Genomic DNA, 24,913 nt, shown 5'->3' on the forward strand with positions numbered 1-24,913 from the left:
GTTCGGCGGAGGTCAATGGTGCGACATCTATACCGGCTGCAAGACCGGATATGAAACGTCGGGGCCACCGCACCCCCGGTGCCCCACCGGCGAGCCTGAGCGGGCTTGCCACCGCCCCATGCCTGCATTCGGTCGCCACTTCCGGTTCTGGGACCAGCAATGAAGCCGCATCGATCTGGACTCGTCGGCGGGTCTTGCTGCTGAACTCCACTTTCGAGCCGTTGACGGCGCTGTCGCTGCGGCGTGCCGTGGTCATGCTGATCTGCGGTAAAGCCGACATCGTGCACGACGATCCGGCCGGCCCGGTCATCCACTCGGCGACCAGGTCGGTGCCGGTGCCGTCGGTAATCCGGCTGCGGAACTACGTTCGGGTGCCGTACCGGGCCCGGATCCCATTGACCCGGGCCGCACTGATGCACCGCGACCAGCACAGCTGCGCCTACTGCGGCGGCAAGGCCGACACCGTCGACCACGTGGTGCCGCGCAGCCGCGGCGGTGACCACTCCTGGGAGAACTGTGTGGCTGCCTGCTCGACCTGCAATCACCGCAAGGCGGACCGGTTGCTGGCCGAGATCGGCTGGACGCTGCGGTTGGTGCCCACCTCGCCCAAGGGCCAGCATTGGCGGCTGCTGGCGGTGATCCACGATCTCGATCCGGTGTGGATGCGCTACCTCGGCGAAGGCGCCGCCTGAGCATTAGCCTCGGCCAAGCCAGCCGGCGACAAACCCGGCGAGCAGCACGCCAAACCCGCCCATCTCACCGACGATCAGCAGCACCATCGACACGTGCAATCCCGCAGAGGGGTGCTCGAACTGGTTGGTGGTGTCTTGCAGGGCGCCGTGCACGATGTAGCTGGCGATGGCGGCCAGGAAGTAGAACACGACCACCATGGCGGCGGTCAGATTCACCCAGGTCGGCCAGGCGCTGAGCTCAACGAAAACCGCCAACAGCAGGGTGGCGAAGGAATACAGCAGCGCGGCGCGGTGTGCGATGTCGACGTAGGGATGGGCGTGGCGCTCCGGCCGGGTGACCATCTGCCGGTACTTCCAGATGCCCAGCCCCAGGGCAAGCAGGAAGGTCAGGCCTGCCGCCAGCAGGGTGATCAGCGTGTCGGTGCCCAGTGCTCCGCCGGTCCAATTCACGATGGTGCCTCCTCAGACGTTCTGTGCGACGTTGTGCCGATAGACGTGGTGCCGATACCAGCGCCGCCCATGCCAGCGTTGGTAATGCCATACCGCGGTGGGCAGCGTCCCGCGGCGATGCAGCCAGAAGCCGGCCGGCGGCGCGAGTCGAGCCGGCTGTCGGCCGGGGGTGATCTCTGCGAGCACGATCCCTTCGCCTTGATCGGCGCGCCGTTCCGCGATGACCGTGCCGTCCGCGGTGGCGATCAGCGTGGCGCCTTCGAAATGGCCGCGGTACCGAAGGGGCAGCCACGGCATCGCGCAGGTCAATGCGCCGGCATGGGCGGCATGCACCACCGGGGCGCCGACATACTGGGCGAACGACGCCGCCGCCTGGCGCGCGGTGCCGGCGTTATTGCGTTCGAGACGGTCGAACAGGAAGTGGGGCGACCAGCGGGGGATTGACCACCAGCCCGAGCCGGTCATCACCAGATCCACCCGGCCGCGCAGCCGGTGCACCGTCTGCGTGCGCATCAGCTCCCAGCACACCGCGGCCCCGACCGTGTGTTCGCCTGCCGTCAGCACCCCGTCGTCGTCGCCGGTGGTGTAGAACGCGTTCTCCCACATGGTGGGCAGATCCTTGTCGTGGCGCCCCACCACACCGTCGGGGTCCGCGAGCAGATAGGCATTGCGCACATGGCCGTCGGGATCGCGGCACAGAAAGGACCCACCGACCAGCGCGCGGTGCCGGCGAGCCAGCGCGGTTAGCAGTTCGGTGGCCGCACCGTCGGGCGGTAACGCCGCCGTGGCCAGCGCCGGCTCGAATCCGATACCGGTGGTGAAGAACTCCGGCAGTGCGATGATCCTGGCGCCGGCACGGCCCGCCTCGTCGGCCAGCCGTTCACAGGCGGCAAGGTTGGCCGGAACGTCGCCGAGTACGGCCTCCAGTTGGACAGCTGCAGCAAGAACCATGCTCATCGCCTTTCCGGAACAACGGCGCAGCCCTGGACCTCGAGCAACGTCTGCGGCAGGGACAGCCGTGCGACTCCGATCGAGGTGAGTGCCGGTCGGTGTTCTCCCACCCATGGTGCATAAACACGCGCCAACGCGGCCGACAAGTCGTCGATCGCGGTGCTGTAGACGGTCATGCTCACGATCTGTGTCCGATCGGATCCGACCGCGGCAAGCATGGCGTCCAGCTTGTCGAGAATGAAGGTCAGCTGGCCGGTGACATCAGTCGCCGGAACGCTGATCCCGTCGGTATCAGCCTGCGCTGCAACGATTCCCGACCAGTGCACCAGTCCTCCGGCGATCACCAGTTGCGAGATTCCCAACGCGTCGAACATTGCCGGCGGCAGGTAGCCGACATCGGGCGTGAGCCGCTGAATCATGGTTGTCCTCCTTGCCTAGTTGCTGTCCGACTCGAATCGCACCGGGTCGCCCACCCGAACCGGTCCCGTCGCCGTCACGCTGGCGTACACCCCGGCACATGCCAGCCGCCCGAAATCTCCGACGACCTTGCTGTTGTGTTTGGCGATGGTTCGCAGGGTCGCCCGGTCCAGGGGCACGTCCTTGCCGTGCGCGAGCGTGGACATCACGCATCGCGGCGTGCATAAGTCGACGCTGGCTGAGACCGCCGCTCCGATGTTGAGCCGCCCGCCTACCCAGGCGTCTTCGACGAGGCCGGGCGCCGGGGTGTCGATGACCATCGTGGGCCGGTAGCGGCGAGGGTTGAACCTCGCGGCGGGTTCCAGGCGTTGAAAGTGGTTGAGCGTTGAGGTGGTTATGAAATGCAGTGGTGTCAGGTCGAAGAACCTGTTGGCTTGCAGCGGGCCGTAGGTCAAGACCTCGTCGCCGTCGGAGTTCGTGGTGGTGTGGCTGTACACCCCCTCCTTGGGCAGGCCGGTCGAGGCGTCCCAGACCAACTCGGTCTTCGCGTCGCTGGGCACGGCCGCGGCGAGTTTCACCGCACGGCCGAGATAGCGCGACATGGCGTCGTCGAGGTCGGTGCCGATGTTGCGGTGGGCTCTTCCGTCGGGGAAGACGACTTCCAGCGTGGGTAACGGCTGTTCGGGCTGCGGTTCGTCGAGGTAGTAGGCCCGACATGCCAGCATGCTGCCGTACTTGCGCGGATTCTTCGCGTTGCACAGATTGCCGGTCTCGACATCGATGAAGGCGTACCGGTGATCCCCCAGAGCGCCATGCATGTCGATGTTGGTGTGGGTAATGCTTCGGCCGCCGACCGATTTGATCGGGAAGCGGAAGATGGTCTTGATGCGGCCGACCACGGTGTCGGCGCGCAATTCGTCGTTCATGGGACTCCCACTGGCAGGACCCCTGCTGTCCGACGGCGCGCCTACCTCGCGAAGGAAGAAGGCGTTGCCGCACGGCAGCAACGGGTGATCGTGCTATCTCCGAGGCCCGTGGGCCTCCCATGACTGCCGGGGCAGCCCTTCCTCACGCTGACTGCCAGTGCGAAGGTATGGCGCCACCATAATCGATGCCCGCTCAGCAGGGGCAAGGCAGCCCTGCCACACCGATGCACGGTCGCTTGCCCCGTGGCGGCGCCCCATCGGGCCGGGTTCCCGCACCGTTCGATCAGCGGTGGGATACCGTCTACGGCGTGAGCGTGTTGGAAACCCTCGGCATCTTCATTGGCATCCCGGTGGCAATGTTCGCACTGCTGGCCGCCCGGACCCTGTCGCAGAAGGGGCCGCGCGCGGCCACCTATCAGATGTCCGATCGGTGGACACACCCGCCGATCCTGTGGTCGGCGACCGACGAGACCATTGGCGGACACGGCCACGGCCATTCCGAGTTCAGCGTGGGGGGTGGAACCAGTGGCAACTGGTGAAGTCGTAACGATCGATCCGGCGGACCTGCCGTACGGCTTTGTGGTCACCAACAGCGGTCGTGTTTCCGGGGTCACCGAGCCCGGCGAGGCGTCCTTGCACTACCCGTTCCCGGTCAAGGAACTGGTGGCCCTCGATGACGCACTGACCTACGCATCGCGCGCCACCCAGGCCCGTTTCGCCACCTACATCGGCGACCTGGGTGCTGACACCGCCGCGCGGGCCCGCGAGATTCTGGCGAAGGTGCCCACCCCCAACGACGCCGTGCTGATCGCGGTCTCGCCGGACCAGAAGGCCATTGAAGTGGTCTACGGCGCCGGCGTGGCCGGCCGCATTGCCCCGGCTGCCGCACCGCAGGGTGTGGCCGCGGCGGCCGCAGCGTTCCGCGACGGCAACCTGATCGACGGTCTGGTCAGCGCGGTGCAGGTGATCAGCGCCGGCGTCACCCCGGCCTAGCCGCTGGCTCGACTGCCGGACGATCCCTTGGTCGCGAGCGTGAACCTCCCCGGTCCACACGCAGGACCGGAGATCGCTTCCGCGCATGCTCTTGCTGCGCCCTCCCCGGCGCACCGGGTCTGGCTGGCGAACCTCGACCGACGTGCGGTCGGACCGCGCGTGGTGACCGAAATCGTGCGCGGGCAGGGCGTCACGCGGGACAGCTTCCGGGCTCTGGACGTGATGGAGCAGATCACCGACCCGGATGGCAAGAGCTTTTTCATCATCCCCCGAACAGCCGGCGGCGACGCCGTGCGGCGCGCGGTAATACTGACCTACCTGCTCAATGCCGGCACCGGCTACGGCCGGAACGGTGTTCGCAACGACTTTCCCGAGACGCCGTACGGTGCCGCCGAGATGCACCGAATCATCGACCGCCAGCGCGCGAATCGCTGGAGCTACACCGTGGTCCGAAGCATCTGCAACACCGGCGGCTGCGTGGCCGCCACCCCGAACGGGGTGCTGATAGTGGTGGGCGGCAATCGAATTCACGGGTCGTTCAGCCACCGCGGCGGCACCATGTGGGGCGATCTGTTCCTGGTCAACACCGCCGCCCGCGTCACGGACCCCGCCCGGCGGCTGCGCGAGATCATCGAATCAGGCCGGCTCGGGCCGGGTGGACCGGACCTGGACACGCTGCTGCATCACGAAGAGATCCACGCCCAGCAGTGGGCGGCCCTGGGGCCGGTGCGGATGCCCGCGCGCTACCTCGCCGAGGAGGCGAGGGCGCGAATCTTCGGCGGTGTCAACAGTTTCGAGAAGGACGCCGGACTGGCCGACGGGGGATATCGCTGATCACGCGGTATCAAAGGTGCGCGCTCGCAGCGACCGTTCCACCCCGGCCCGGCCCTCGGTGACCAACCTCCGCAGCGCCGGCGGCACCGAAGGATCGGCCAGGAAGGCGTCGGCGGCGTCCAATCCGGCCTGGCTGACGTCCCATCCCGGATACAGGCCCACCACCACGGTCTGCGCGACCTCGCTGGATCGCCGCTCCCACACACCCGAAATCGCCTCGAAGTAGCGCGCGGTGAACGGCGCCAGCAGCTCGCCCTGGCCGGGCTGCACGATCCCGCCGATAATCGCGCGACCAGTGATGTTGGCCAACGTGTCGTCCTCGATCACCTGCTGCCAGGCCGCTTCCTTGACCGCGGCCTGCGGTCGGGCCGCCAAAGCCTGGGCGCCCTGGCGTTGGCCGGCCGCGGTGGGATCACGCTGGATCTCGGCATCGATCGCCGCAGAGTCCAGCACACCGCCGCGGGCCAGCGCCACCACGATCCGCCAACGCAGGTCGGTGTCGACGGCCAGCCCGGCCAGCCCCTGGGCGGCCGGGTCGGCGTCCAACAGTGCGGCCAGCACCGTGGTGTGTCGCTCGGCGAGCACCGAGGTGCACAGCGCGTTGACATAGGCCAGCTGGTGATCGGAACCGGGATCGGCCTCGCGGGCCAGCTCCAGCAGCCGGTCGGCGAACGCCGGCCAACCCTGCTCGGCGGCCCAGACCGGATCGGCGTAGAACCCCAGCGCGGTCTGCGCCTGCAGCAGCAGTCGCGAGGCGACGCCGACCTCGGTTTCGGCGCCGATGCCGCGCTGCACCAGCGCCAGGAAATCCCTGGCGCGCAGTTCGGCTTCGCGGGTCATCTCCCAGGCCGCCGACCACACCAGCGTGCGCGGCAACGGCTCGGCGATGTCGGCGATGCGCTCCGTCGCGGCGGCCAGTGACTGCGGGTCCAGCCGCAGCGCGCAGTAGGTCAGGTCGTCGTCATTGACCAGGATCAGCTTCCCGCGCGAAACCCCCACCAGGCCGGGCACTTCCGTGCTGGGCCCGTCGATGTCGAGCTCCTCGCGGTGTACCCGCACCAACCGGCCGGAACCGGAGGGGTCGTCGTCGTAGATGCCAATGGCCAACCGATGCACCCGCGTCTCGCCGGCACCGGGGGCAGCGCCGCCCTGTGTCACCGCGAACCGGGTGAACCGGCCGTCGCCGCCATCATCTTCAGTATCGAAGTCCGCCCGCAGGGTGTTGAGGCCGGTGGTCTTCAGCCACTGCCGGCCCCAGTCGGACAGATCCCGGCCGGACGCCTTCTCCAGTGCCGCCAGCAGGTCGTCAAAGGTGGCGTTGTCAAAGGCGTGCGCGGCGAAGTAGTCGCGCAGACCGGCCAGGAAGTGCTCCAGACCGACGTAGGCCACCAACTGCTTGAGCACGGAAGCGCCCTTGGCGTAGGTGATCCCGTCGAAGTTGACCTCCACGGCGGCCAGGTCGGGGATGTCGGCGGCGATCGGGTGCGTCGACGGCAGCTGGTCTTGGCGGTAGGCCCACGACTTCTCCGCGTTCGCGAACGTGGTCCAGGCGCTGGTGTATTCGGTTGCCTCGCTTTGGCACAGCACCGAGGCGAACGTCGCGAACGACTCGTTGAGCCACAGGTCGTCCCACCACCGCATGGTGACCAGATCGCCGAACCACATGTGCGCCATCTCGTGCAGCACGGTCTCAGCCCGTCGCTCATAGGACGCCCGGGTCACCTTGCTGCGAAAGACGTAGTCCTCCAGGAACGTCACCGCTCCGGCGTTCTCCATGGCGCCGGCATTGAACTCCGGAACGAACAGCTGGTCGTACTTGCCGAACGCATACGGCACACCGAAGTTGCTGTGGTAGAAGCCGAATCCCTGCTTGGTCTCGGTGAACAGCCGCTCGGCGTCCATGTGCTCGGCCAGCGAAGCGCGGCAGAACAGGCCCAGCGGGATCTCGCTGTGCTCGTCGCGGTAGACGTCGTCCCAACGGGCGTACGGTCCGGCGATCAGCGCAACCAGATACGTGCTCATCTTCGGCGTGGTCTCGAAGGTGTGCACTCCGTCGCGCACCGAGGTCGTCGCGCCGTTGGAGATCACCTGCCAGTGCGACGGCGCGGTGACGGTGACGTCGAAGGTCGCCTTGAGGTCTGGCTGATCGAAGCAGGCGAACATCCGCTTGGCGTCGGCGGTTTCGAACTGTGAGTACAGGTACACCTCGTCGTCGACCGGGTCGACGAAGCGGTGCAGACCTTCGCCGGTGTTGGAGTAATAGCACTGCGCGTCGATCTCGACGGTGTTGCGCTTGGCCAACCCGGTCAGGGTGACGCCGACCGACTCGTCGTAGGCCGAGACATCGAGGGCGCGGCCGTTGAGGGTGGCGCTGTGGATCGTCTCGGCGGCGATATCGATGACGGTGTCGCTACCGGCCAGCGCGTCGAAGGTGACGGTGGTGGTGGAGCGGAATGTGCGCTCGCCTGGTTTGCCGCTGCCATCGGTCAGGTCCAGGGCGATCCGGTAGTTGACGACGGTGACCGAAGCGGCCCGTTCGGCGGCCTGGTCGCGGGTGAGGTTAGGAAGTGCCACGCCCGCCTACAGTAGCCGCCGGACCGTGCGGGCGGGCGCCGGACCGCGTTTAATGAGGCCATGCTCATCGCCGGTCTGACCTTCGCCGCGCTGGCCGCGGTGTTGCACGTCTACATCTTTGCGCTCGAGTCGCTGAGTTGGACCTCACCGCGCACCCGGGCCGTTTTCGGCACCACCGCAGAGGAGGCCGAGACCACCAAGGCGCTGGCCTTCAACCAAGGTTTCTACAACCTGTTCCTGGCCATCGTCACCGTGGTGGGCATCGCCGCGGTTTCGTTGGACCACAACACCGTTGGGCTTGCGCTGATCTTCGCCGGCGTGGGGTCCATGCTGGCCGCGGCGCTGGTTCTGGTGACGTCGTCGCCCGACAAGGCCCGCGCCGCCGTCGTCCAGGGCGCTTTCCCGGCGGTCGCGGTCGCGCTGCTGGCCCTGAGCCTGTGACCGCGCGGTGGGCATAGATGTGTTCGGTGCCGCGTTAGACCTTGCAAACGTGTCCATTTTTGGCTGAGAGGATCGCCCATGCCCGTGAAATCGCACGCCGAGCTCTGGTTCGACCCGCTGTGCCCGTGGTGCTGGATCACCTCCCGCTGGATCCTGGAGGTCGAGAAGGTCCGTGACATCGATGTCACCTTCCACGTGATGAGTTTGGCCGTCCTCAACGAGGGGCGTGACGACCTTCCCGAGCAGTACCGCGAGGGCCTCAAGCACGCGTGGGGCCCGGTGCGGGTGGCGATCGCCGCGGAGCAGTTGCGCGGCAACGAGATCCTGCGGCCGCTGTATACCGCGCTGGGGACTCGGATTCACAACCAGAACAACAAGGACTTCCCCGACGTCATCGCCGGTGCGCTGGCCGAGGTGGGCCTGCCGGCCGAATTGGCCGACGCCGCCACCAGCGACGCCTACGACGAGGCGCTGCGCGCCAGCCACCACGCCGGGATGGACGCCGTCGGCACGGACGTCGGCACCCCGACCATCCATGTCAACGGGGTGGCGTTTTTCGGTCCGGTGCTGTCTCGCATTCCCCGCGGCGAGCAGGCGGGGGAGCTGTGGGATGCCTCGGTGACCTTCGCGTCCTACCCGCACTTCTGGGAGCTCAAGCGCACCCGGGGCGAGGCACCCGAGTTCGACTGACGGCTGTCGGGGGAGCAGACGGGGTCTGAGAGAATGGCGCCATGCGCGTCTACCTCGGCTGCGACCATGCCGGTTACGAACTGAAAGAAACGATCGTCGAGCACCTGAAGAAGGCCGGCCATGAGCCGGTCGACTGCGGGGCCTTCAGCTACGACGCCGAGGACGACTACCCGGCGTTCTGCATCGCGGCGGCGGCCCGCACGGTGGCCGACCCCGAGAGCCTGGGGATCGTGATCGGTGGGTCCGGCAACGGCGAGCAGATCGCGGCCAACAAGGTGCCCGGGGCGCGCTGTGCGCTGGCCTGGAGCACCGAGACCGCGCAGCTGGCCCGGGAGCACAACAATGCCCAGCTGATCGGCATCGGCGGCCGGATGCACAGTACCGCCGAAGCGCTCGCGATCGTCGACGCGTTCCTGAGCACGCCGTGGTCGGAGGCCGAGCGGCACCAGCGGCGCATCGACATTCTGGCCGCCTACGAGCGCAACCACGAGGCACCTCCGGTGCCCGGCGCGCCCGCCTGACCCGAGCACAGACTGGCCTGACATGCCGGAGGGGCACATCCTGCACCGGCTGGCCCGGCTGCATCAGCGCCGCTTCGCGGGGGCGCCGGTCGCGGTGTCCAGTCCGCAGGGCCGCTTCGAATCCGGCGCCGCCCTAGTCGACGGACAGCCTCTGCTGCGCGCCGAGGCGTGGGGCAAGCACCTGTTCCACCACTATGCACGCGGGCCGATCGTGCACGTGCACCTGGGGATCTACGGCCACTTCACCGAGTTCGAGCTGGCTGACGGCGGCCTACCCGAACCGGTCGGTCAGGTCCGGATGCGGATGGTGGGCGCCGAATTCGGCACCGATCTGCGCGGTCCGGCCGCGTGTGAGGTGTTCGACGAGGCCCAAGTCGCCGACGTGATCGCGCGACTGGGGCCCGATCCACTGCGCGGTGACGCCGACCCTTCGCTGGCCTTCAAGCGAATTGCCAAGTCCCGCAAATCTATCGCTGCGCTACTGATGGACCAGTCGGTGTTGGCCGGGGTCGGCAACGTCTACCGCAGCGAGGTGCTGTTCCGGCACCGGATCGACCCCTACCGGCCCGGTGTGCAGATCGGCGAAGCGGACTTCGCCGAGATCTGGGCCGACTTGGTGGCGCTGATGAAGGTCGGGCTGCGGCGCGGCAGCATCGTCGTCGTCCGATCCGAGGATGACCACGGCGCTCCGGCGTACGCGGTCGGCAAGCCGCGTACCTACGTCTACCGGCGCGCCGGCGACCCGTGCCGGGTGTGCGGAACCGCCGTGCGGACCGCTGAACTAGAGGGCCGCAATGTGTTCTGGTGTCCGTCCTGCCAGTCCTGATGTCCAGGTCGGCCAGCAAACTCCCAGCGAAAGCCCATGATTTCCAATCGGTTTGGGCGTTTCGACGGCAAGAGGCGCGGTTATAACCGACCGCATGGAATCGCTCAGCAGAATCTCCGCTGCCACCTTTGCCGTTGCCGCCGGCACGGGGCTGATCGGTCTCGGGGTTGCCGCCCAAGCCCGCGCCCTGCCGTCGCCGATGCCGGCCTACCACTGGTGTCCCGGCCAAGCCTGGGACTCAACGTGGGGCATGAACTGGGAGAAGAACGAATGCCACGACGATCACCACCGTGATCGGGACGGCAATGACCACAGTCGCGACTTCCGAGGCGATCTACACGGCCCCGGCGGAACCAACCAACACGGCCCGCAGGGACCGCACCCACAAGCACCCCATGGCCCTCAGGGGCCCGGTGGGCCCCAGCACCCAGGTGGCTACGACCACCCGGGTGGCCCCGGTCAGTCCGGGAACGGCCCCCGCTGAGCTGCGGACGGTCAGTCGTCGTACACCGTCTCGCGCCGGGGTCGAATCGCCACCCCGAGCGCCCGGTAGATCTCGTTGGACAACACCACGCTGCGCGGGTCGGCATTGGCCTGGGTGTGGTCGAACCGGTTCATCACATAGCCGTAGCCGATCCGGTGCTCCAGATCGGCGAACGCGAACGATCCGCCGAGGCCGCCGTGACCGAAGATCCGCCGGTTGGGCCCGTTGACCCCCTGGGCGTTGAGCATGTAGCCCATGCCCCAGCCGTGCTCGGCGACGCGGGGCCCGAGCACCAGGTCGGTTTCGGTGCCGCCCTGCAGTACCCGCAGGCGGTCCATGGCGGCCCGGCTGAGCACCTTCTCCTGCACCAGGCCGTTGTAGAACGTGGCCATGCCCAGGGCGGAGACCTGGGCGTTGGTGCCGGGGAACTCCAGTTGGCGCCAGAGCGTCAGGTCGTTGGTGGCGATCTCGTCGTCGGGGGCGAATCCCATCGCGACCGCCAGTCCCGCCTTGGGGTGGTCGTCCAACGAGGTCGGGCGTTTCGGCGCGCCGGCCGAGGACAGCATCTCCCGGATCGTCGGCTTGCCCACCGGGTCGGCGCAGCGGTAGGGCTGCTGCTCGGCCGGCACCCCGATGTGCACCTCGGCGCCCAGCGGGCCGGCGACCTCGGTGCGCAGGTACTGGCTCACCGTCAACCCGGTCACCCGCCGCACGACTTCGCCGATGATGAAGCCGTAGGTGGTCATGTGGTAGCCCTGCGCGGTGCCGGGCCGCCACCACGGTTCGGCCGCCGCCAGCCGCTCGCAGACCAGATCCCAGTCGGTGACGTCGCGCCAGTGCATCGGTTCACGCGGCCCGATCGCCCCGGACCGGTGCGCCAGCACCATCGCCAGGGAGATGTCGCCCTTGCCGGCCTGGCCGAACTGCGGCCAGTAGTGGGCCACCGGTACCCGCAGGTCCAATTCCCCGGCATCGGCGAGTCGGTGCACGCAGGTGCTGGTCAGGCCCTTGCTGCCCGACAGCACGGTGCTCAGCGTGTCTTCCTGCCAGGGCCGCTGGCCGTCGACGTCGGCGGAGCCGGCCCATAGATTGACGACGAGCTCGCCGTCGACATAGGCCGCTACGGCCGCGCCGAGTTCGTCGCGCTCGGTGAAGTTGCGCTCGAACTCGGACCGCACCTTCTCAAAGCGCGGGGAGCACGTCCCATGGATTTGGACGTGCCGTGTGCCGCCCATGGCGTGCCTTCCTGCTAGGGAGAATCCCCTTTCGCGGGGGCGACGGGGCGATCGGACCCGCGTAGCTTGCTTCGAAGGATAAGTCCGCGGTGACGCGTGAGTACAGCAGCCCCCGGCCGCGGATGGCATACGCCTCCGACCTGTTGCTGGTCACGAGGGGGAACCACCGCGGGAGTCCGTCGAATCGCAGGTCGACGGACTCCGCGTGGGTCCTTTTGGAGCGGGCGACGGGAATCGAACCCGCGTAGCTAGTTTGGAAGACTAGGGCTCTACCATTGAGCTACGCCCGCATGAACAGCTAGAGCGAGACTGTACCGGCGTGGCGGACCCGAAATCCAATTGCCCCGCCGTGGTGACTTCGTGGGGCGTTGGCAGCAGGTCATTGTGATCACTGATATGCCGGGCCGTAGGATCGCCTGGTCAGTGCGGGGTGTAGCGCAGCTTGGTAGCGCATCCGCTTTGGGAGCGGAAGGCCGCAGGTTCAAATCCTGTCACCCCGACCAGCAGCGCGCGCCGCACCGGCACGACCGACCACGTCAACGATATCGAGGAGTACACCCGTGAAGAGCACCGTCGAGCAGCTGACCCCGACCCGGGTTCGCATCAACGTTGAGGTGCCGTTCACCGAGCTTCAGCCGGACTTCGAGCGGACCTACAAGCAGCTGGCGCAGCAGGTGCGGATGCCGGGCTTCCGGCCGGGCAAGGCTCCGGCCAAGCTCATCGAGGCTCGTTTCGGTCGTGCCGCGGTGTTGCAGCAGGTGGTCAACGAGGCGCTGCCGAGTCGCTACAGCGAGGCGGTGACGAGCTCGGACCTCAAGCCGCTGGGTCAGCCCGACATCGAGGTCACCAAGCTCGACGACGGTGAGAACATCACCTTCACCGCCGAGGTCGACGTGCGACCGGACATCACCCTGCCCGACCTCGAGCAGCTCAAGATCACCGTGGACCCCATCGAGGTCAACGACGACGAGGTCGACGCCGAGCTCGACTCGCTGCGCGCCCGGTTCGGCACCCTGACCGGTGTCGAGCGCCCGGCCGCCAAGGGCGACTTCGTCTCGATCGACCTGGACGCCACCATCGACGGCGAGCCGGTTGAAGGCGCTGCCACCGAGGGGCTGTCGCACGAGGTCGGATCGGGTCAGCTCATCGAGGGCCTCGACGACGCCATCGTGGGACTGTCGGCCGGTGAGAGCAAGTCCTTCACCACCAAGCTGGCGGCCGGCCCGCAGGCCGGCAAGGACGCTGAGGTCACCGTCACGGTTCAGTCGGTCAAGGAGCGCGAGCTGCCGGAGGCCGACGACGAGTTCGCGCAGCTGGCCAGCGAGTACGACACCATCGGCGAGCTGCGGGAGAACCTCACCGAGCAGGTGAGCCGGACCAAGCGCATCCAGCAAGCCGAGAAGGTCCGCGAGGCGACGCTGGAGACCCTGGTCGAGCAGGTCGAGATGCCGCTGCCCGAGGCCGTGGTGCAGGCGCACATCGACAACGCCCTGCACAACGCCCTGCACGGTCTGGACCACGACGAGAACAAGTTCGCCGAGTCGCTGGCCGAGAAGGGCTCCTCACGCGCCGAGTTCGACGCCGAGACCCGCAGCGAGGCCGAGAAGTCGGTGAAGACCCAGCTGCTGCTCGACGCGCTCGGCGACAAGCTCGAGATCCAGGTCGGCCAGAACGACCTCACCCAGCACCTGGTGCTGATGGCACGTCAGTACGGCATCCCGCCGCAGCAGCTGGTGCAGTTCCTGCAGCAGAACAACCAGCTGCCGGCGGTCTTCGCCGACGTGCGTCGCGGCATGGCGCTGGCAGCGGCGGTGCGTGCGGCCGCCGTCAGCGACACCGCGGGCAACGAGATCGACACCGCCGAGTTCTTCGGCAGCGACGACTCAGCCGAGGCGGACGAAGCCGCCGCGGCATTGGCGGCCGCCGAGGAAGCCGACGAGGCCGTTGAGGCCGAGGCTGCATCCGACGAGTGACGCTGTAAGCGAACGAAGCCGGTTCGGACCGCCCTGAGCCGTCCCGGTTGGTTAGGGTCGGTGCATATGAATCTCGAGAAAGCAGGTATCCCACTGTGAGCCAGCCCGGACTGAATCTCGTCGACTCGGTATACGAGCGCCTACTGCGAGAACGCATCATCTTCCTGGGGTCGCAGGTGGACGACGACATCGCCAACCGGCTGTGCGCTCAGATCCTGCTGTTGGCCGCCGAGGACCCGACCAAGGACATCTCGCTCTACATCAACTCCCCGGGCGGTTCGATCAGCGCGGGGATGGCGATCTACGACACCATGGTCCTGGCACCGTGTGACGTCGCCACCTACGCGATGGGCATGGCCGCCTCGATGGGCGAGTTCCTGCTCGCGGCGGGCACCAAGGGCAAGCGCTACGCCCTGCCGCACGCCCGGATCCTGATGCACCAGCCGTTGGGCGGGGTGACCGGTAGCGCCGCCGACATCGCCATCCAGGCCGAGCAGTTCGCGGTCATCAAGAAGGAGATGTTCCGGCTCAACGCCGAGTTCACCGGGCAGTCCATCGAGCGGATCGAGGCCGACTCCGACCGCGACCGCTGGTTCACTGCCGCCGAAGCCCTGGAATACGGCTTCGTCGATCACATCATCACCAGCGCCCACGTCAACGGAGCCGCATCATGAACCCCGAAACCTTGCGAGCCATCGCACCGCAGGCGCGCTACATCCTGCCGTCGTTCGTGGAGCACTCCAGTTGGGGCGTCAAGGAATCGAACCCGTACAACAAGCTGTTCGAGGAGCGCATCATCTTCCTCGGCGTGCAGGTCGACGACGCCTCGGCCAACGACATCATGGCCCAGTTGCTGGTCCTGGAGTCGCTGGACCCCGACCGCGACATCACCATGTACATCAACTCCCCGGGTGGTTCGTTCACCTCGCTGATGGCGATCTACGACACCATGCAGTACGTGCGGGCCGATATCCAGACCGTGTGCCTGGGTCAGGCCGCGTCGGCTGCAGCGGTGCTGCTGGCGGCCGGTACGCCGGGCAAGCGGATGGCGCTGCCCAATGCCCGGGTGCTGATCCACCAGCCGTCGCTGTCCGGAGTGATCCAGGGCCAGTTCTCGGACCTGGAGATCCAGGCCGCCGAGATCGAGCGGATGCGGACCCTCATGGAGTCCACCCTGGCCCGCCACACCGGTAAGGACCCGGAGGTGGTCCGCAAGGACACCGACCGCGACAAGATCCTCACCGCGGCCGAGGCCAAGGAGTACGGGATCATCGACACCGTGCTGGAGTACCGCAAGCTGTCGGCGCAAACCGCCTAGCTATCTCCCCGCGAGAAGACGCGAAAGCCCCCTGTGAGCACTTCAACAGGGGGCTTTCACGTCTGTTCGCGCAGTAGACGGATGTCGGCGGGGCGCACCCGGCAGCAGCCGCCCACGATGCGCGCTCCGGCGGCCACCCACTGCGGCACCAGCGCGGGGGAGAACCGCGCCGGCCCGGCCCAACCCCCGGCGTCCCAGCGCTCACCGCTGTTGGGGTAGACGATCACCGGCTTACCGGTGACTTCGCGGGCGACCTCGATCGCCGCCAGGACATCGCCCGGGGTGCAGCAGTTGACCCCCACCGCGACGATCTGCGGCACCCCGGCGGCCACCGCGAACGCCTCCGCGAGCGGCTGTCCGGCACGGGTTTTCGCGCCATCGATCGTGTAGCTGAGCCAGGCCGGCACGTTGGCGGCCTGGACCAGACCCACCAGGGCCGCCGCCTCATCGACGTCCGGCACCGTCTCCAACGCGAGCAGATCAGCGCCGGCGTCGGCCAGGACCTCCAACCGGGGCCGGTGCCACGCCGCCAGCTGTGCGACCGAAAGTCCGTACCGGCCGCGGTATTCCGAGCCGTCGGCGCGAGCGGCACCGTACGGGCCGACCGAGGCCGCAACCCAGCGCCCAGGTGCGCCGCCGCCGGCCTGGCGGGCTAGGTCCACGCCGCGGCGCAACAGCCCGGCGGCCGCCTGGCGGTCGATCCCGCGGGCGGCGAACCCCTCGAAGCTTGCCTGGTAGCTGGCGGTGGTCGCGATCTGCGCGCCGGCGGCGAAGAAGGCCGCGTGCACGGCCACAAGATCTTGTGGTCCCTCGATCAGCAACCGGGCAGACCACAGCGGGTCGGACAGGTCGGCCCCGCGGGCTTCCAGCTCCGTCGCCAGCCCCCCATCGGCGACGAGCACGGTATCGTCGGGCACGGCGAACCCCACGTTTGCCACTCTAGAGCTGGAAAGGCTCCGCCCGTCCCACAGTCGGGTAACGCCCCGGAAACGCTCACGCCACGCCAGCGCGTCACACGCCGGCTGCGGCGCCTTGGGCTATATGTTCGTGGAGCAGGCAGACGGAGCCCGTGATGAATACCAACGACGCGATTCGGCCTTATCGGTCGCCTCGCACCGGAACGAACGGGTAGCGTCGGAGCAGACACCGGCACCCCGACGACAGACGGCGAACAGGAAGTAGGTCCTAACGCACTATGGCGCGCATTGGAGACGGCGGGGACCTGCTGAAGTGTTCGTTCTGTGGCAAGAGCCAGAAGCAGGTCAAGAAGCTCATCGCAGGTCCGGGCGTCTACATCTGCGATGAGTGCATCGACCTATGCAACGAGATCATCGAAGAAGAGTTGGCCGACGCCGACGACGTGAAGCTCGATGAACTGCCCAAGCCTGCTGAGATCCGGGAGTTCCTGGAGGGCTACGTCATCGGCCAGGACACGGCCAAGCGCACGCTCGCGGTGGCCGTCTACAACCACTACAAGCGCATCCAGGCCGGCGAGAAGAGCCGGGACTCGCGCTCCGGTGAGCCGGTTGAGCTGACCAAGTCCAACATCTTGATGCTCGGGCCCACCGGCTGCGGCAAGACCTACCTGGCCCAGACCCTGGCCAAGATGCTCAACGTGCCGTTCGCGATCGCCGACGCCACCGCGCTCACCGAAGCGGGCTACGTGGGTGAGGACGTCGAGAACATTCTGCTCAAACTGATTCAAGCGGCCGACTATGACGTCAAGCGCGCCGAGACCGGCATCGTCTACATCGACGAGGTCGACAAGATCGCCCGCAAGAGCGAAAACCCGTCGATCACCCGCGACGTCTCCGGCGAGGGCGTGCAGCAGGCGCTGTTGAAGATCCTGGAGGGCACGCAGGCCTCGGTTCCGCCGCAGGGCGGCCGCAAGCACCCGCACCAGGAATTCATCCAGATCGACACCACCAACGTGCTGTTCATCGTTGCCGGTGCGTTCGCCGGGTTGGAGAAGATCGTCTCGGACCGGGTTGGCAAGCGGGGCTTGGGTTTTGGCGCCGAAGTCCGGTCCAAGGCCGAGATCGACACCACCGACCACTTCGCCGAGGTCATGCCCGAGGACCTGATCAAGTTCGGTCTGATCCCCGAGTTCATCGGCCGGTTGCCGGTGGTGGCCTCGGTGACCAACCTCGACATGGAGTCGTTGGTCAAGATCCTGTCGGAGCCCAAGAACGCGCTCGTCAAGCAGTACACCCGGCTGTTCGAGATGGACGGGGTCGAGCTGGAGTTCAGCCAGGACGCGCTGGAGGCCATCGCGGATCAGGCGATCCACCGTGGCACCGGTGCGCGCGGTCTGCGGGCGATCATGGAAGAAGTCCTGCTGCCGGTCATGTACGACATCCCGAGCCGCAACGACGTCGCCAAGGTCGTCGTGACCAAGGAAACGGTGCAGGACAACGTGTTGCCGACCATCGTGCCGCGCAAGGCGTCCCGCGGCGAGCGTCGCGACAAGAGCGCCTGATCCGGGGGCGGCGCTGGTCGCCGCGCAAAGTTACTCGCCAGTACCGAACTTCTCTTAGAGTTGGCGCGCGGGTGGACGTGATGAAAACCACATTTCCGGCTCAAGTTGACCTCGAACCCCGGTGTGACATCGACATTTAACACTGAGTAACCCAAATTTCGACACGGTGTGGCGTCGTATGGTCTATAAGAGCGGTGCAATAATCGGTACTGCCAGTGACAGAAAAACTTGTGGGTGCGCCAGCCGTGCTGCGCGGGCCCGGGTGGACAGTGATGGAAGGCGGGGCCGTGGGGCCGAGTGGTAACGGAGTCGGGTCGGCACCCGGTCGCCAAAAACTCGAGAAGGTCGTTATCCGTTTCGCCGGTGACTCCGGCGACGGTATGCAGCTCACCGGCGATCGCTTCACCTCTGAAGCGGCCCTTTTCGGCAACGACCTGGCCACCCAGCCGAACTACCCGGCCGAGATCCGCGCACCTCAGGGCACCCTGCCCGGTGTGTCGTCGTTCCAGATCCAGATCGCCGACTTCGACATTCTCACCGCCGGTGACCGCCCCGACGTGTTGGTGGCGATGAACCCGGCGGCGCTGAAGGCCAACATCGGCGACTTGCCGCGCGGCGGCATGGTGATCGTCAACTCCGACGAGTTCACCAAGCGCAACCTGGCCAAGATCGGCTACGAGACCAACCCGTTGGAGACCGAGGAACTCTCGGACTACGTCGTGGTCCCGGTCGCGATGACCTCCCTGACCCTGGGTGCGGTCGAGGCGATCGGCGCGACCAAGAAGGACGGCGCCCGGGCTAAGAACATGTTCGCCCTCGGCCTGCTGTCCTGGATGTATGGCCGGGAGCTGGAGAGCAGCGAGCGCTTCATCAAGGAGAAGTTCGCCAAGAAGCCCGACGTGGCCGACGCCAACGTGCTGGCGCTGAAGGCGGGCTGGAACTACGGCGAGACCACCGAGGCGTTCGGCACCACCTACGAGATCGCCCCGGCCAAGCTGCCCGCGGGCGAGTACCGCCAGATCTCGGGCAACACCGCAATGGCCTACGGCGTGATCGTCGCCGGCCAGCTGGCCGACACGCAGGTGGTGCTGGGGACTTACCCGATCACCCCGGCCTCGGACATCCTGCACGAGCTGTCCAAGTACAAGAACTTCAACGTGCTGACCTTCCAGGCCGAAGACGAGATCGCCGGCATCGGTGCCGCGATCGGCGCCTCCTACGGCGGTGCCCTGGGTGTCACGAGCACCTCCGGTCCCGGCTTGGCGCTCAAGGCCGAGGCGCTGGGCCTGGCCGTGATGACCGAGCTACCGCTGCTGCTGATCAACGTCCAGCGCGGCGGCCCGTCCACCGGCCTGCCCACGAAGACCGAGCAGGCCGACCTGCTGCAGGCGCTCTACGGACGCAACGGTGAGTCGCCGGTGGCGGTTCTGGCGCCGTGCACGCCGTCGGACTGCTTCGACGCGGCCATCGAGGCCGTCCGCATCGCGGTGACCTACCGGACCCCGGTGGTGCTGCTCTCCGACGGCGCGATCGCCAACGGTTCGGAGCCGTGGCGTATCCCGGACGTTTCCGCGATGGCGCCCATCGACCAGAACCTGGCCAAGGCCGGCGAGGACTTCGCGCCGTACGCGCGCGACCCGGAGACCCTGGCCCGCCAGTTCGCCATCCCCGGCACTCCGGGCCTGGAGCACCGGATCGGCGGCCTGGAGAAGGCCAACGGCTCCGGGGCGATCTCCTACGAGCCGGCCAACCACGACCTGATGGTTCGGCTGCGTCAGGCCAAGATCGACGGCATCAAGGTTCCCGACCTGGTCGTCGACGACCCGTCCGGGGACGCCGAGCTGTTGATGCTGGGCTGGGGCAGTTCCTACGGCCCGATCGCCGAGGCCTGCCGGCGGGTCCGGCGTGGCGGCGTCAAGGTCGCGCAGGCGCACCTGCGCAACCTCAACCCGCTGCCGGCCAACTTGGGTGAAGTGCTGCGGCGCTACCCGAAGGTGGTGCTGCCGGAGATGAACCTGGGCCAGTTGGCGCTGCTGCTGCGCGGCCGCTACCTGGTCGACATCCAGTCGGTGACCAAGGTGACCGGCCAGGCATTCCTGGCCGACGAGGTCGAGGGGATCATCGACGACGCGCTGGCCGGCACGCTGGCCGACCGGGAGAACGAGAAGGCGTCGCTGGCCAGGGCCGCGGCGGTCACCATTGCGGGTACAGCAGGAGCGAATTCATGACCACCACCGAAGCTGTCGGCTCGCTCGTCGGAACCGATCTGGGCCTGACCGCGCTGAGCGGGGTCCCCACCACCGACGAGCCGCAGAAGTCCAAGGACTTCACCTCCGACCAGGAGGTGCGCTGGTGCCCGGGCTGCGGCGACTACGCGATCCTCAACTCCGTCCGCAACTTCCTGCCCGAGTTGGGGGTGCGGCGGGAGAACGTGGTGTTCGTCAGCGGGATCGGCTGCTCGAGCCGCTTCCCCTACTACATGAACACCTACGGCGTGCACTCGATCCACGGCCGTGGCCCGACGTTCGCCACCGGGCTGGCGACTGCTCGCGAAGACCTGAAGGTGTTCCTGATTACCGGTGACGGCGACGCGCTGTCGATCGGCGGCAACCACCTGATCCACACGCTGCGACGCAACGTCAACATCACCATTCTGCTGTTCAACAACCGGATCTACGGCCTGACCAAGGGCCAGTACTCGCCGACGTCGGAGACCGGCAAGGTCACCAAGTCGACGCCCTACGGTTCGCTGGACAACCCGTTCAACCCGATCTCGCTGGCCCTCGGCGCCGAGGCGACCTTCGTCGGGCGTGCCCTGGACTCCGACCGCAAGGGTCTCACCGAGGTCCTGCAGGGTGCGATGGAGCACCGCGGCTCGGCGCTGGTGGAGATCCTGCAGGACTGCCCGGTGTTCAACGACGGCTCCTTCGACCTGCTGCGCAAGGAAGGTGCGGAAAGCCGCATCATCAATGTCCGGCACGGCGAGCGCATCGTGTTCGGCGCCGAGGGGGAGTACTGCGTCATCAAGTCCGGTTTCGGGCTCGAGGTCGCCAAGACCGCTGACGTCTCGGCCGACCAGATCGTGGTGCACGACGCCACCCAGGCCGACTCCTCGTACGCCTTCGCGCTGTCGCGGCTCTCCGAGCAGGACCTGTCGCACTTCCCGATGGGCATTTTCCGCAAGGTCAGCAAGCCCACCTACGACGACCTGGCTCGCGCGCAGGTCGCCGAGGCTCGGCAGTCGACCGCCAACGACACCGCCGCACTCCAGGCGCTGCTGCGTGGTCGCGACACCTGGACCGTCGACTGACGTCATGACTGCCGGTCGGTTGGCCGGTGTCGTGCTGGCCGGCGGCGCTTCGCGCCGGATGGGCCGCGATAAGGCCACTCTGACCGTGCCGGGCCGCTTCGCCGGTCTGACCCTGGTGGAACACCAGGTCTCGCTGCTGGCGCAGCGCTGCGATCCCGTCTTCGTGGTGGCCGCCCAGGGCCAGGTGTTGCCGGAGCTCGCTGCGCAGGTGCTGCGCGACGAAGTGCCCGGGCTGGGGCCGTTGCCCGCTATCGCGCTGGGGCTGCATGCAGCGGCACAGGCCGGCTCCCCACGCGCCTTCGTCTGCGCGGTCGACATGCCTTTTCTGACAACGGATTTGATCGACGCGCTGACTTCTCCCGTGGCCGACATCGTGCTGCCGCACGCTGATCGCGACCACTACCTGTCCGGGATGTATCGCACCGCCCTCGCCGACATCGTCGATGCCTTGGTCGCCTCCGGGGAACGTCGGGTGGGTGCGTTGATCGACGTGGCCGACGTCCGGCGGATCGTGCTGGCCGACGCGTCCCCGCTGGCCAACCTCAACTCGCCAGACGATCTCGCCGGCCTGCGCTGAGTCGTACGGCAGCAAATTCGATTTTGAGATCAGATAAAACGCCATTACGAGGCGGGCTAATAATGAAATAAACCGTCATATTATCTGCGCGATATGCAAATAATATTGGCGTGATGCCGAGTCGGCGTTCCGGATGCCTGCCTCGGGTAGCCGGAAACGCTTGCAGCGCAGGGCAATTGGTTCGGGCCTTGATGTGTACTGGAGGTTGGGACGGGCCAGTTCGCGGCGTTGCTTTCTCCTGGGCAATTACTCGCCGGTCCGATGGTCGGTGTTCTTTTGCCTGCTTGAGGCGCTTCGCTCGACTCCAGGCCGATGACCTGCGACAAGTGAGGCAGATGATGCTTCTGATGCCCCTGTAGCAGGCGATTCTCGACGCCGCGGGCTATCGATCGACTTCAAACCCCTCATTTCCAGTGGTCCAGCCCACAAAAACCCCGTGATCTGACTCACGCTCGCCGAAGCGCGCCGCCGGGTCGGCAGAACACCTAAAGCTGGTGCTGACCTGCCATAACCATTCGCGGCGGCGGCGTGATGGTTTCGTTATCTGTCCGAAATATTCGCGACATGCGGTTGGACTTGTCGCATGAACATTTCGTAAGTTTCCCTCGCCCTAATGCAAGGCAAACAAATTGAATCGACGGAACCGCGTGTGAGCGGGGCCGCGGGCGGCCCCTCGAACGCCTCCGCGGTGCCGGGTGTCATCCCGGCGGGCGCACCTGCCCCCGCTGTCGTGCCTGACCTAGACGGCACGTCTCGAAAACCACTTCCGCCTGGGGCCCAGGCATGTCAGCCCACTAGCACTTCGGCGCGCGCACTGCGAAAGGAACGATGTTGAAGAACGTCCGCAAGCCCCTCACCCTGGCCGCGATCGCCGGCGCCATGATCACCGGCGCGGTCGCCCTGTCTGACGCCACCGCGAAGGCGGACAGCGTCAACTGGGACGCCATCGCGGCCTGCGAGTCGGGCGGCAACTGGTCGATCAACACCGGCAACGGTTACTACGGCGGACTGCAGTTCAACGCCGGCACCTGGCGCGCCAACGGTGGCAGCGGTATGCCGCACAACGCCAGCCGGGCCGAGCAGATCCGGGTTGCCGAGAACGTTCTGCGCAGCCAGGGCATCGGTGCCTGGCCGGTGTGCGGCCGTCGCGGCTGACCATCCCTCTAGCGCTATCGACGACGGCGCCGGGCGAGCCGCCCGGCGCCGTCGGCGTCGGAACGGATCCCAGCCGGCGAGTAGCGTCGGGCGCGTGCCTGACACGCCACGTGAGCTCGACATCATCCTCTATGGAGCCACCGGTTTCGCCGGGAAGCTGACCGCTGAGTATCTGGCCCGTACCGGCGCCGCCGCCCGGATCGGGTTGGCTGGCCGCTCGGCGGAACGGTTGCGTGAGGTCCGTGACCACCTCGGATCGCCGGCCCAAGACTGGCCGATCGTGGTAGCCGATGCCGACAAACCGGCAACCCTGGAGGCGATGGCGGCCCGGACGCGGGTGGTGATCACCACCGTCGGCCCCTACACCCGCTACGGAATGCCGTTGGTCGCGGCCTGCGCGGCGGCGGGCACCGATTACGTCGACCTCACCGGCGAGGTGCTGTTCGTGCGGGACAGCATCGACCGCCACCACGAGCAGGCCGCCGACAACCGGGCCCGCATCGTGCACGGCTGCGGCTTCGACTCCGTTCCATCGGACATCAGCGTGTACGCCCTGTATCGGGCGGCCCGCGACGACGGCACCGGCGACCTGCTCGACACCGACTATGTTGTCCGGGGATTCTCTGCCGGGCTCTCCGGCGGGACGGCGGCTTCCATGGTCGAGGTGCTCAGTGCCGCCGCCAACGATTCCAACGCCCGGCGCCAGCTCTTCGACCCGCACACGCTCAGCTCCGACCGGTCCGCCGAACCCCGACTGGGCCCCGAACCGGACCTGTCTTGGCGGCGCGGCCGCGACATCGCGCCGGAACTGGACGGAATCTGGACCACCGGCTTCGCCATGGCGCCGGTCAACACCCGCATCGTACGGCGCAGTAACGGACTGTTGGGCTGGGCCTACGGGCGTCGTTTCCGCTACGCCGAGCACATGAGCGCCGGCTCGTCGGCCGCGGCGCCGGTGCTGTCTGGATTGGCGACCGGGATCGGCAAGGTGACCTTCGGGATCGGCGGTCACCTCTTGGGTCTCGTGCCGGCCGGATTGCTCGAGCGCGTGTTGCCCAAACCGGGCACCGGCCCCAGCCGCAGCCGCCGTGAGAACGGCTACTACCGCATCGAGACCTACACGACCACCAGCACCGGCGCCCGCTACCGGGCGGACATGGCGCAGCGAGGTGATCCCGGCTACCAGGCCACCTCGGTGTTGTTGGGCGAGTGCGCGCTGGCGCTGGCGCTGGACCGCGACGCATTGCCCGACCACTTCGGTGTCCTCACCCCCGCGGCCGCGATGGGCGATGTGCTGCTGGCCAGACTGCCTGCGGCGGGAGTGACGCTAGAGGTTTCCCGGTTGCGCTGACCGGGGCCAATTGTTCGGTGCCGGTTGCTGAATCTTTCCGCTAGTGTCGGTTTCGACCGCTGCCCCTGGCAGCACCCCAGCGACGAAGGTGGAATCTCATGGCAGGCCTCGACGATCTTTTCGCTCAGATCCCCATCCAGGACATCGCCAACCAGCTCGGCGCTGACTCCGGTGAAGTGGACAGCACCATTCGTACCCTGGTGCCGGTACTGGTCGGTGGCTTGAGCGAGAACGCCCAAGACCCGGGCCAGGCCAACAGCATCGTCAACACCGCGGCCACCTTCGCGGCCCAGGGACTGCTGGACAATGCGCTGGGCGCCAGCCAGTCCGAAGGTCAGCAGGTGATCTCCACCATCTTCGGCGGCAACGACACCAGCCAGGTCGCCTCGGCGCTGTCGGGTGCCGGCGCGGGCAACAATGACCTGCTGCAAAAGCTGCTGCCGATCATCGCGCCGATTGTGCTCGCCTACATCGGCAAGCAATTGAGCGGCCAGAAGGCCGAGCCGGCCCAGGAGCAGGCTTCCGGTGGTGGCGGTCTCGGTGATGTCCTGGGCAGCATCCTGGGCGGCATGGCTGGCGGGGGCGCCGCCAAGAACCAGTCGATGGGCAGCATCCTGGGCAATGCCCTCGGCGGCAAGACCGGCGAGGCGATCGGCGGCATCCTCGGCGGGTTGCTCGGCAAGAAGTAGCGCGTCAGCACAGAGCCCCCGAACCGA

The 24,913-nt window shown here is 67.4% G+C and carries 25 protein-coding genes, 2 tRNA genes and 1 pseudogene; 20 read left to right on the plus strand and 8 right to left on the minus strand.

Annotated features, from left to right (window positions below; translation table 11 throughout):
* Window positions 1-50 precede the first annotated feature (50 nt).
* A complete protein-coding gene (locus tag ACKY0X_RS07245) occupies window positions 51-692 on the plus strand; it encodes an HNH endonuclease (RefSeq protein WP_409428894.1) in 642 nt (213 codons plus the stop codon).
* A gap of 3 nt (window positions 693-695) precedes the next feature.
* Here the strand turns inward: ACKY0X_RS07245 and ACKY0X_RS07250 are convergent, their stop codons facing one another.
* Genes ACKY0X_RS07250 through ACKY0X_RS07265 form a run of 4 tightly spaced genes read right to left on the minus strand, consistent with a single transcriptional unit; the run spans window position 696 to window position 3,436 of the window.
* Window positions 696-1,121 carry a hypothetical protein gene (locus ACKY0X_RS07250; RefSeq protein ID WP_409429538.1) on the minus strand — a complete coding sequence of 142 codons (426 nt, stop codon included), beginning with the start codon at window positions 1,119-1,121 and terminating at the stop codon, window positions 696-698.
* A gap of 33 nt (window positions 1,122-1,154) precedes the next feature.
* Window positions 1,155-2,093 carry a carbon-nitrogen hydrolase family protein gene (locus ACKY0X_RS07255; protein ID WP_409428895.1) on the minus strand — a complete coding sequence of 313 codons (939 nt, stop codon included), beginning with the start codon at window positions 2,091-2,093 and terminating at the stop codon, window positions 1,155-1,157.
* A 2-nt stretch (window positions 2,094-2,095) separates the two neighbouring features.
* A complete protein-coding gene (locus ACKY0X_RS07260) occupies window positions 2,096-2,512 on the minus strand; it encodes a RidA family protein (protein WP_409428896.1) in 417 nt (138 codons plus the stop codon).
* A 15-nt stretch (window positions 2,513-2,527) separates the two neighbouring features.
* A complete protein-coding gene (locus tag ACKY0X_RS07265; RefSeq protein ID WP_409428897.1) occupies window positions 2,528-3,436 on the minus strand; it encodes an MOSC domain-containing protein in 909 nt (302 codons plus the stop codon).
* 356 nt (window positions 3,437-3,792) lie between these two features.
* Here ACKY0X_RS07265 and ACKY0X_RS07270 point away from each other — a divergent pair, with 356 nt between their 5' ends.
* From ACKY0X_RS07270 to ACKY0X_RS07280, 3 genes are all read left to right on the plus strand, one after another.
* Complete coding sequence (locus ACKY0X_RS07270) at window positions 3,793-3,975, plus strand: hypothetical protein (protein WP_409429539.1); 183 nt, start codon at window positions 3,793-3,795, stop codon at window positions 3,973-3,975.
* Window positions 3,962-4,429 carry a DUF5130 domain-containing protein gene (locus ACKY0X_RS07275; protein WP_065040474.1) on the plus strand — a complete coding sequence of 156 codons (468 nt, stop codon included), beginning with the start codon at window positions 3,962-3,964 and terminating at the stop codon, window positions 4,427-4,429. The genes ACKY0X_RS07270 and ACKY0X_RS07275 overlap by 14 nt, the downstream gene beginning before the upstream one ends.
* Before the next feature lie 159 nt (window positions 4,430-4,588).
* Window positions 4,589-5,263, plus strand: a complete 675-nt coding sequence (locus tag ACKY0X_RS07280) for a hypothetical protein (protein WP_409428898.1) — start codon at window positions 4,589-4,591, stop codon at window positions 5,261-5,263.
* Here the strand turns inward: ACKY0X_RS07280 and pepN are convergent, their stop codons facing one another.
* A complete protein-coding gene (gene pepN, locus ACKY0X_RS07285) occupies window positions 5,264-7,837 on the minus strand; it encodes an aminopeptidase N (protein ID WP_409428899.1) in 2,574 nt (857 codons plus the stop codon).
* 60 nt (window positions 7,838-7,897) lie between these two features.
* Here pepN and ACKY0X_RS07290 point away from each other — a divergent pair, with 60 nt between their 5' ends.
* From ACKY0X_RS07290 to ACKY0X_RS07310, 5 genes are all read left to right on the plus strand, one after another.
* Window positions 7,898-8,278 carry a DUF1304 domain-containing protein gene (locus ACKY0X_RS07290; RefSeq protein ID WP_409428900.1) on the plus strand — a complete coding sequence of 127 codons (381 nt, stop codon included), beginning with the start codon at window positions 7,898-7,900 and terminating at the stop codon, window positions 8,276-8,278.
* 78 nt (window positions 8,279-8,356) lie between these two features.
* Window positions 8,357-8,968 carry a DsbA family protein gene (locus tag ACKY0X_RS07295; protein ID WP_409428901.1) on the plus strand — a complete coding sequence of 204 codons (612 nt, stop codon included), beginning with the start codon at window positions 8,357-8,359 and terminating at the stop codon, window positions 8,966-8,968.
* 41 nt (window positions 8,969-9,009) lie between these two features.
* Entirely contained in the window at window positions 9,010-9,489 is a 480-nt protein-coding gene (locus ACKY0X_RS07300) for a ribose-5-phosphate isomerase (RefSeq protein WP_409428902.1), read from the plus strand.
* Window positions 9,490-9,511: 22 nt separating this feature from the next.
* The gene (locus tag ACKY0X_RS07305) at window positions 9,512-10,315 is read left to right on the plus strand and encodes an Fpg/Nei family DNA glycosylase (RefSeq protein ID WP_409428903.1); all 804 of its coding nucleotides are present in this window, start codon (window positions 9,512-9,514) and stop codon (window positions 10,313-10,315) included.
* Window positions 10,316-10,409: 94 nt separating this feature from the next.
* Window positions 10,410-10,799, plus strand: a complete 390-nt coding sequence (locus ACKY0X_RS07310) for a hypothetical protein (RefSeq protein ID WP_409428904.1) — start codon at window positions 10,410-10,412, stop codon at window positions 10,797-10,799.
* An 11-nt stretch (window positions 10,800-10,810) separates the two neighbouring features.
* On the opposite strand, the gene ACKY0X_RS07315 is transcribed toward ACKY0X_RS07310, so the two are convergent.
* A complete protein-coding gene (locus ACKY0X_RS07315) occupies window positions 10,811-12,034 on the minus strand; it encodes a serine hydrolase domain-containing protein (protein ID WP_409428905.1) in 1,224 nt (407 codons plus the stop codon).
* Between the two features lie 216 nt (window positions 12,035-12,250).
* Window positions 12,251-12,324 (minus strand) — tRNA-Gly (locus tag ACKY0X_RS07320).
* A 136-nt stretch (window positions 12,325-12,460) separates the two neighbouring features.
* Here ACKY0X_RS07320 and ACKY0X_RS07325 point away from each other — a divergent pair.
* From ACKY0X_RS07325 to clpP2, 4 genes are all read left to right on the plus strand, one after another.
* Window positions 12,461-12,537 (plus strand) — tRNA-Pro (locus ACKY0X_RS07325).
* A gap of 57 nt (window positions 12,538-12,594) precedes the next feature.
* Window positions 12,595-14,007 carry a trigger factor gene (tig, locus tag ACKY0X_RS07330; RefSeq protein ID WP_240175778.1) on the plus strand — a complete coding sequence of 471 codons (1,413 nt, stop codon included), beginning with the start codon at window positions 12,595-12,597 and terminating at the stop codon, window positions 14,005-14,007.
* A 95-nt stretch (window positions 14,008-14,102) separates the two neighbouring features.
* Window positions 14,103-14,681: an ATP-dependent Clp protease proteolytic subunit gene (locus ACKY0X_RS07335; protein WP_409428906.1), complete on the plus strand. Its 579-nt coding sequence runs from the start codon at window positions 14,103-14,105 to the stop codon at window positions 14,679-14,681.
* On the plus strand, window positions 14,678-15,325 hold the full coding sequence (gene clpP2, locus ACKY0X_RS07340) for an ATP-dependent CLP protease proteolytic subunit ClpP2 (protein ID WP_406758499.1): 648 nt from the start codon (window positions 14,678-14,680) through the stop codon (window positions 15,323-15,325). The genes ACKY0X_RS07335 and clpP2 overlap by 4 nt, the downstream gene beginning before the upstream one ends.
* A gap of 56 nt (window positions 15,326-15,381) precedes the next feature.
* Here clpP2 and mmuM read toward each other — a convergent pair whose 3' ends face one another.
* On the minus strand, window positions 15,382-16,254 hold the full coding sequence (gene mmuM, locus ACKY0X_RS07345; RefSeq protein ID WP_409428907.1) for a homocysteine S-methyltransferase: 873 nt from the start codon (window positions 16,252-16,254) through the stop codon (window positions 15,382-15,384).
* A gap of 266 nt (window positions 16,255-16,520) precedes the next feature.
* Here mmuM and clpX point away from each other — a divergent pair, with 266 nt between their 5' ends.
* From clpX to ACKY0X_RS07380, 7 genes and pseudogenes are all read left to right on the plus strand, one after another.
* Window positions 16,521-17,804 (plus strand): ATP-dependent Clp protease ATP-binding subunit ClpX, encoded by a 1,284-nt coding sequence (gene clpX, locus ACKY0X_RS07350; RefSeq protein WP_046187626.1) that lies wholly within the window; start codon window positions 16,521-16,523, stop codon window positions 17,802-17,804.
* 287 nt (window positions 17,805-18,091) lie between these two features.
* Window positions 18,092-20,032 (plus strand): 2-oxoacid:acceptor oxidoreductase subunit alpha, encoded by a 1,941-nt coding sequence (locus ACKY0X_RS07355; protein WP_409429540.1) that lies wholly within the window; start codon window positions 18,092-18,094, stop codon window positions 20,030-20,032.
* Window positions 20,029-21,114: a 2-oxoacid:ferredoxin oxidoreductase subunit beta gene (locus ACKY0X_RS07360; protein WP_409428908.1), complete on the plus strand. Its 1,086-nt coding sequence runs from the start codon at window positions 20,029-20,031 to the stop codon at window positions 21,112-21,114. The genes ACKY0X_RS07355 and ACKY0X_RS07360 overlap by 4 nt, the downstream gene beginning before the upstream one ends.
* A gap of 4 nt (window positions 21,115-21,118) precedes the next feature.
* A complete protein-coding gene (gene mobA, locus ACKY0X_RS07365) occupies window positions 21,119-21,691 on the plus strand; it encodes a molybdenum cofactor guanylyltransferase (protein ID WP_409428909.1) in 573 nt (190 codons plus the stop codon).
* Between the two features lie 921 nt (window positions 21,692-22,612).
* Window positions 22,613-22,846 (plus strand): annotated as a pseudogene (locus tag ACKY0X_RS07370) (transglycosylase family protein); the annotation flags it as partial.
* A gap of 94 nt (window positions 22,847-22,940) precedes the next feature.
* Entirely contained in the window at window positions 22,941-24,197 is a 1,257-nt protein-coding gene (locus tag ACKY0X_RS07375; protein ID WP_409428910.1) for a saccharopine dehydrogenase family protein, read from the plus strand.
* 98 nt (window positions 24,198-24,295) lie between these two features.
* Window positions 24,296-24,886 carry a DUF937 domain-containing protein gene (locus ACKY0X_RS07380; RefSeq protein WP_046284360.1) on the plus strand — a complete coding sequence of 197 codons (591 nt, stop codon included), beginning with the start codon at window positions 24,296-24,298 and terminating at the stop codon, window positions 24,884-24,886.
* Window positions 24,887-24,913 lie beyond the last annotated feature (27 nt).

The sequence above is a fragment of the Mycobacterium sp. SMC-11 genome (assembly GCF_046250095.1).
Lineage (GTDB): Bacteria > Actinomycetota > Actinomycetes > Mycobacteriales > Mycobacteriaceae > Mycobacterium > Mycobacterium heraklionense_A.

Excerpts from the sequence above, each read along its gene's own strand:
- ACKY0X_RS07245 (WP_409428894.1), top strand. The coding sequence starts at position 51 with ATGAAACGTCGGGGCCACCGCACCCCCGGTGCCCCACCGGCGAGCCTG.
- ACKY0X_RS07255 (WP_409428895.1), bottom strand. The coding sequence starts at position 2,093 with ATGGTTCTTGCTGCAGCTGTCCAACTGGAGGCCGTACTCGGCGACGTT.
- ACKY0X_RS07260 (WP_409428896.1), bottom strand. The coding sequence starts at position 2,512 with ATGATTCAGCGGCTCACGCCCGATGTCGGCTACCTGCCGCCGGCAATG.
- ACKY0X_RS07265 (WP_409428897.1), bottom strand. The coding sequence starts at position 3,436 with ATGAACGACGAATTGCGCGCCGACACCGTGGTCGGCCGCATCAAGACC.
- ACKY0X_RS07270 (WP_409429539.1), top strand. The coding sequence starts at position 3,793 with ATGTTCGCACTGCTGGCCGCCCGGACCCTGTCGCAGAAGGGGCCGCGC.
- ACKY0X_RS07290 (WP_409428900.1), top strand. The coding sequence starts at position 7,898 with ATGCTCATCGCCGGTCTGACCTTCGCCGCGCTGGCCGCGGTGTTGCAC.
- ACKY0X_RS07295 (WP_409428901.1), top strand. The coding sequence starts at position 8,357 with ATGCCCGTGAAATCGCACGCCGAGCTCTGGTTCGACCCGCTGTGCCCG.
- ACKY0X_RS07300 (WP_409428902.1), top strand. The coding sequence starts at position 9,010 with ATGCGCGTCTACCTCGGCTGCGACCATGCCGGTTACGAACTGAAAGAA.
- ACKY0X_RS07305 (WP_409428903.1), top strand. The coding sequence starts at position 9,512 with ATGCCGGAGGGGCACATCCTGCACCGGCTGGCCCGGCTGCATCAGCGC.
- ACKY0X_RS07310 (WP_409428904.1), top strand. The coding sequence starts at position 10,410 with ATGGAATCGCTCAGCAGAATCTCCGCTGCCACCTTTGCCGTTGCCGCC.
- ACKY0X_RS07315 (WP_409428905.1), bottom strand. The coding sequence starts at position 12,034 with ATGGGCGGCACACGGCACGTCCAAATCCATGGGACGTGCTCCCCGCGC.
- clpP2 (WP_406758499.1), top strand. The coding sequence starts at position 14,678 with ATGAACCCCGAAACCTTGCGAGCCATCGCACCGCAGGCGCGCTACATC.
- clpX (WP_046187626.1), top strand. The coding sequence starts at position 16,521 with ATGGCGCGCATTGGAGACGGCGGGGACCTGCTGAAGTGTTCGTTCTGT.
- ACKY0X_RS07360 (WP_409428908.1), top strand. The coding sequence starts at position 20,029 with ATGACCACCACCGAAGCTGTCGGCTCGCTCGTCGGAACCGATCTGGGC.
- mobA (WP_409428909.1), top strand. The coding sequence starts at position 21,119 with ATGACTGCCGGTCGGTTGGCCGGTGTCGTGCTGGCCGGCGGCGCTTCG.
- ACKY0X_RS07380 (WP_046284360.1), top strand. The coding sequence starts at position 24,296 with ATGGCAGGCCTCGACGATCTTTTCGCTCAGATCCCCATCCAGGACATC.